5 protein-coding genes, 1 tRNA gene and 1 pseudogene are annotated in these 5,558 nt (G+C 57.9%); 3 read left to right on the top strand and 4 right to left on the bottom strand.

Annotation, left to right across the window (positions count from 1 at the left end; translation table 11 throughout):
* Nucleotides 1-598: 598 nt before the first annotated feature.
* Nucleotides 599-1,411: an SseB family protein gene (locus AC6FTP_RS25085; protein ID WP_497209642.1), complete on the bottom strand. Its 813-nt coding sequence runs from the start codon at nt 1,409-1,411 to the stop codon at nt 599-601.
* 201 nt (nt 1,412-1,612) lie between these two features.
* On the opposite strand from AC6FTP_RS25085, the gene AC6FTP_RS25090 reads away from it, so the two are divergent.
* A complete protein-coding gene (locus tag AC6FTP_RS25090) occupies nt 1,613-2,320 on the top strand; it encodes a hypothetical protein (RefSeq protein WP_497209643.1) in 708 nt (235 codons plus the stop codon).
* 1 nt (nt 2,321) lies between these two features.
* Here the strand turns inward: AC6FTP_RS25090 and aroC are convergent, their stop codons facing one another.
* From aroC to AC6FTP_RS25105, 3 genes are all read right to left on the bottom strand, one after another.
* Entirely contained in the window at nt 2,322-3,401 is a 1,080-nt protein-coding gene (gene aroC / locus AC6FTP_RS25095; protein WP_497209644.1) for a chorismate synthase, read from the bottom strand.
* Nucleotides 3,402-3,658: 257 nt separating this feature from the next.
* Nucleotides 3,659-4,414: a ribonuclease III gene (gene rnc, locus AC6FTP_RS25100; protein WP_497209645.1), complete on the bottom strand. Its 756-nt coding sequence runs from the start codon at nt 4,412-4,414 to the stop codon at nt 3,659-3,661.
* Between the two features lie 73 nt (nt 4,415-4,487).
* A tRNA-His gene (locus AC6FTP_RS25105) sits at nt 4,488-4,562 on the bottom strand.
* Between the two features lie 446 nt (nt 4,563-5,008).
* On the opposite strand from AC6FTP_RS25105, the gene infA reads away from it, so the two are divergent.
* A complete protein-coding gene (gene infA / locus AC6FTP_RS25110) occupies nt 5,009-5,239 on the top strand; it encodes a translation initiation factor IF-1 (protein ID WP_497209646.1) in 231 nt (76 codons plus the stop codon).
* Between the two features lie 16 nt (nt 5,240-5,255).
* Nucleotides 5,256-5,558, top strand: a pseudogene (locus AC6FTP_RS25115) (ribonuclease H-like domain-containing protein); the annotation flags it as partial.

Consider the following 5,558-nt stretch of genomic DNA (forward strand, 5'->3'; position numbering starts at 1 on the left):
CCATGGGTAGTGGGCGAGCGCAGGAAATGCAGATCAACGGCCTGGGCCAAAGTTCCAGATTGTTATGGTGGAAAGGAGTGATGGGCGAATCTCCAGTTGGCGCATGAAGGTGATAAGATACTTTTTCGGGTGTGTTCATTTATGGGTGGGTTTTGTTATTGAGCGGCTCAGACGATTTGAAGCGGCTTCACTTTATAATAACCAAACTCTGAAAAAATAATTGTGAGCACGCGATTTTAGTCGCGTAAGTGTTCTTTTGAATACTTCTTCACTTGCCACATTGCTGCTACACTCCCCTACCCTTCCCCGTCGTCTCCGAGTTTTCGGAATGACCTCCCATGACGATCCACGGCACTTCCGACTTTTCGGAACGACCTTCCATCGAGGTCCACGGCGCTTCGGATTTTCGGAATGACCGTCCATCACGATCCATGAGGCTTCCGAAAATTCGGAACGACCTTCCATGAGGATCCCCGGCCTTTCGGATTTTCAGAAGGGCCTTCCATCGAGGTCCACGGGCGTTCTGACTTTTCGGAGGGGCTTCCCAAAGGGTTCCCTGGCGATTCTGTGTTTTCGGAAAGCCGGGGACAGGCTGCGATCAGAGTTCCAGGACGGGCCAGAGGGGCTTTTGCTGGCTGAGCCAGGTGAGTCCTTTTTCGTCGGTGTCGATCGTGACGCCGGTGCTGAGGCGGAGGTTGGGGGTGGAGAGTTTGGCGACCATGAGCCGGAAGTCGTTGTAGAAGTCATTGTCCTCGCTGCGGAGGCGGAGGATGATGCGCAGGTCTTGCATGTCGGGTTTGCCAGTTTCGTGATCGCAGGCGACGAAGGCATAGACGGCGATGGGGACGCGACCTCGGTCGCAGAAGCGGCGGATGCTGTCGCTCAAGTTGGTGGGGAGGCTGTCGTACTCGATGGGGCGAAGCGTGGTCTTTTCGGTGTGGGCGTGAGAAGGGCGGGTGTGGCGGAACTCGCCATCGATGAGTGCGGCAATGGCTTCGGGCTGGAGCCTGAGGCTGTGCGTCATGCCTGGGTTTACGACGACATCGCACTCGAGTTGCTTGATAATTTGAAAAAGGGCCTCCCCAGGCATGGAGGCGAGTGTTTGCGTGCCCATTTTGGCACCGTTTTTCTCGATGACATACTCTGCCACAGCCTCGCTGCTGAAGATGGGGAGAAAGGGGCCGGTGCCGTCGTCGATCTGGATGAACTGAGGCATGGGTGATCCGTTTTTCAGCTCCATCATGCCCTCCAGTTCGGGGTGGTAGGCGATGAGGGTGTGAAGCTCAGTGTCCCAGAGGGCACGCATCATGCGTCCATGCACGGCGGGGTCTTGCGCTTTTTGAAGCAGGCGTTCGAGGGCATTGCTCGGCTCAGGTTCGGGTCTACACTGGGGATTGAATTGTCCGTCCATGCATGAAGCCTCTCAAAAGGAGTGCGGCTTGAAAAGAATTTTTTCACAGATGTCTAATCAAGGATTGACTCGCCGAGTAAGAATTGATTATCCTCGTGCCGATTAACGAAAATTCATCTGTAGGTCATGGCACGCTTTGATTTCAGCTTTTTCGATAGCGGAGCTCGCTTTGATACTCCGGATGCCAACCCATCCAGCACCATGAGAGACTTAGCCCACTTCCTCGACAATCCCTTCGATGATAAGGAAATCAGTGAGGCCGAACTGGCCGCTTTCACCACGGATCATTTGGAGCGGTTCATCGCCAACAATAACAACAATGAACTGACGGCACGCATCACGGCAACGCAGAGCGCCTTTGATCTCTGGGCCGACTGTGTGACGGACAACGATGCCAAGCTGGCCATCCGCAAGGCGCGGAAGCTGGCAAAGGACAACTACCGTGAGATCACGATCCCACGCGATGTGGCAAGGATCGAGGGTGCCTTTGTCAGTGCCTACGGCGAGGAGTCCCCCGTGATCCTGGAGGCGCTGCCGAATGGCCGCTCGATCTTCCAGACCTGCCGCGATGATCAGGTGGAGGCAAAGCTGGACATCCTGCTGCAGGCGGTGACCTCCCATCAGGCTGACCTGGTGCCTGCAATCGTGACTCTGGCGACCGCACTGAAGGCGAACTGGCTAACCGTTTATGCTGCCAGTGAAGCCTCGACAGGCTCCTCATCCACGACACAAGACGGCAAGAAGATGGCCCGTGATAATCTGCAACTGATGCTTTACCTGAACCTGGTGAAGCTCATGGAGATGTTCCCCCGCCAACCGGAGAAGATGCCAATCTACATGCAGCAGCACCTTTTGGAGAATCCAGCGAGCCCGGAAGAGCCGGAGCCGCCTGCACCGCCGACTCCGTAAATCAAGCGCACTGAGCCCGCTGACGAAGGAAGTGATCGGCGAGCACGAGGTGGACCATGGCTTCGACCATGGGGACGGCTCGTGGGAGGACGCAGGCGTCGTGCCGGCCACGGGCGGAGAGGGTGGTTTCCTGCTTGTCGTTGGTGACGGTGTTTTGCTCGCGCAGGACGGTGGCGGTGGGCTTGAAGGCGACGCGGAAGACGATGTCTTCGCCATTGCTGATGCCGCCCTGGATGCCGCCGCTGCGATTGGTGCGGGTGCGGACCTGGCTGCCGTCCATATAGAACTCGTCGTTGTGCTCCAGGCCGGTCATGAGGGTGCCGGAGAAGCCACTGCCGATCTCGAATCCTTTGGTGGCTGGGAGACTGAGCATGGCTTTGGCGAGATCGGCTTCGAGTTTATCGAACACAGGCTCACCGAGTCCAGGGGGGACACCACGAACGATGCACTCGACGACTCCGCCGACGCTGTTGCCCTCGCTGCGGACGGTTTCGATGAGCTGGATCATGCGCTCGGCGGCTTCAGGATCGCAGGTGCGGACGATGTTGGATTCGATGTGCTCGGAGGTGAGGGTGGCGGGCACTTTGGCTTGGATGTCTTTGATCGTCTTGACGTAAGCCAGGCATTCGTAGGCCGGCAGGGTGTGCTGAAGGACTTTGCGGGCGATGGCCCCGGCTGCGACACGGCCGATGGTCTCGCGGGCGCTGGAGCGGCCTCCACCTGAGACGGCACGGATGCCGTATTTGGCATCGTAGGTGTAGTCGGCGTGACTGGGCCGGTAGGCTTGCTGCATCTCGGTGTAGGCCGAGGGCCGCTGGTCGGTATTGCGGACGAAGAGGCCGATGGGTGTGCCGAGTGTCTGGCCATCGAGGACACCGGAGAGGATCTCGGCTTTGTCGTCCTCTTTGCGGGGTGTGACGATCTTGCTCTGGCCAGGGCGGCGGCGATCAAGCTCATGCTGGATGTCTTCCACCGTGAGCGGGATGCGCGGCGGGCAGCCGTCCACGACGACACCGACGCCGGGGCCATGGGATTCGCCCCAAGTGCTGATGCGGAAGAGTGTGCCGAGGCTGCTGGACATAAGGGCGCGTAGATTGGCGGAAGCTGGTGAATGTGCAAACGCTCAGAGTCAGAGATGAGTTATGCTACTTTTACCCAACCTCTATGATTGGGGATGAATGAGAACCTTTACCTCTCTCAGTCATATAGGGTGCGGATAACTGCAATAACCGTGTTCCTGCTCTCTGGCTCAAGGGTTCCACGACGATGAAATGGGCCGATAAGATTGGGCACAGCTTGTGAGCGGTCAGCAACAAGTCGCAGTTGTGAAGGTTGCTCTCAGAGTTGAGGGGGGTTTTGCCCAGACTGCTCACATGGAATGGTGGAAATTTTAGTGGCTGTATAATCGGCTTTCAGTCTTTGAGTCCCTGCCTCTAAAGCAGCCCGAGCAGCCTCGACTTCGGCTTCCTTTTTACTGCGCCCACTCCCGCGGCCCAGTTCCTGGCCACACCAGATGACTGCGGAAACAAAGGACTTTGCGTGATCAGGACCGCTCTGAGAGATGACTTGGTAATGGGGCGACTGTGGATTGATCGCCTGAAGCATCTCTTGAAGTTGGCCTTTGGGGTTCTTGTCAGCAGGCGTGGCCCCTAGGCTGTCGAGCAAATCCGAGAAGAGGAGGCGTGCCAGGGCTTTGGCTGACTCCATACCACCATCAAGGAAGACAGCCCCAGCAATGGCTTCGAGGGCATCGGCGAGGGAGGAGTCACGTGCCCGTCCTCCATGGGCTTCCTCGCCACGGCCCATGAGGAGAAATTTACCGAGATCGATATGACGTGCGACTTGGGCGAGCGCTTTGGTGGAGACGAGTTGGGAGCGGACCTTCGTCAACATTCCTTCATCGGCATCGCGGTAGCGTTGAAAGAGCATTTCAGAGAGCAGAAGCTGGAGCACCGCATCTCCAAGGAATTCGAGGCGTTGATTGTCAGGCTGAGTGCGCTGGCTCTCGTAGCCCAGACTGGAATGAGTGAGCGCCTGGCTAAGCAGAGAGCGATCTCGGAAAGAGTAGCCGAGGACGGATTCGAGGAGTTCCATGAGCACGACTGGAAGCGAAAGCGCCTAGCTTTGGCAAGCGACTTATGCGGAGTCTTCCGGCATCGTTGCAAAGTGGGGTGATCGACGGGGCTCGAACCCGCAACAACCAGAATCACAATCTGGAGCTCTACCATTGAGCTACGACCACCATTTTGAGCGGCCCGATAGTAGCTTAACCGCCTTCGTGTGCCAGCAGTTTTTTTGGTTGTCAATGTCCCCGGTCTCCAGCACTCTCCGCCTTCCATGAGCGTTCCCCCAAATCGAGGCAATTCATCACGTCCAGGCGGACCCCCGCGTCCCGGTGGTCCACCACGTCCAGGCGGCGGCAGCGGCCCTCCGCGACCAGGTGGTAGTGGGCCTCCACGCCCAGGTGGCAGTGGACCGCCTCGTCCAGGCGGCAGCGGTCCCCCACGCCCAGGTGGCAATGGTCCCCCACGTCCTCCAGGTGCCGGTGGCACAGGCGCCGGTCCCCCACGTCCGGGAGGCAGCGGACCTCCTGGCAACCGAGGCGGTCCCAGCCGTGGTGGTTATCGTGGCGGATCGCGCGGTGGGTCCCGTGGCGGTCCTTCGCAGCGTCGTCCTGAGCCAACGCCTGTGGACGATGATCTTCAACAAAAGGAAGAAGCCATCGAGCTGGAAGGTGTGATCACGGCCGTGCTCGCCGGGACCATGTTCCGTGTGAAGCTCAAAAATGAACACGAAGTGCTGGCCCACATCTCGGGCAAGATGCGCAAGAAGTTCATCCGTCTCGTGATCGGTGATGGTGTGAAATTGGAAATGTCACCCTATGACATGGACAAGGCACGCATCGTTTACCGCCTCTGACTTGGAGCTGCACTGAATGGGCAAGGACCTCGTTTATTTCGATCTGGAAACCCGTCGCACCGCGAACGACGTGGGCGGCTGGGGGAACAAGCACAAGATGGGCATCTCCATCGCAGTGACTTTCAGCACGAAGAACAACGAATACCGCATCTTCGAAGAGGAGGAGACGAACGACCTCATTGAGCAGCTCGTGCGTGCGGATCTCGTCGTCGGTTTCAATCACATCAGCTTCGACTACGAGGTGCTCATGGGTCACACGATCTTTGATTTTCGGGATCGTGTGAACAGCTTTGATCTGCTCGTCGATCTCGAAAAGCAG

It is taken from the genome of Prosthecobacter sp. (assembly GCF_044378005.1).
Taxonomy (GTDB): domain Bacteria; phylum Verrucomicrobiota; class Verrucomicrobiia; order Verrucomicrobiales; family Verrucomicrobiaceae; genus Prosthecobacter.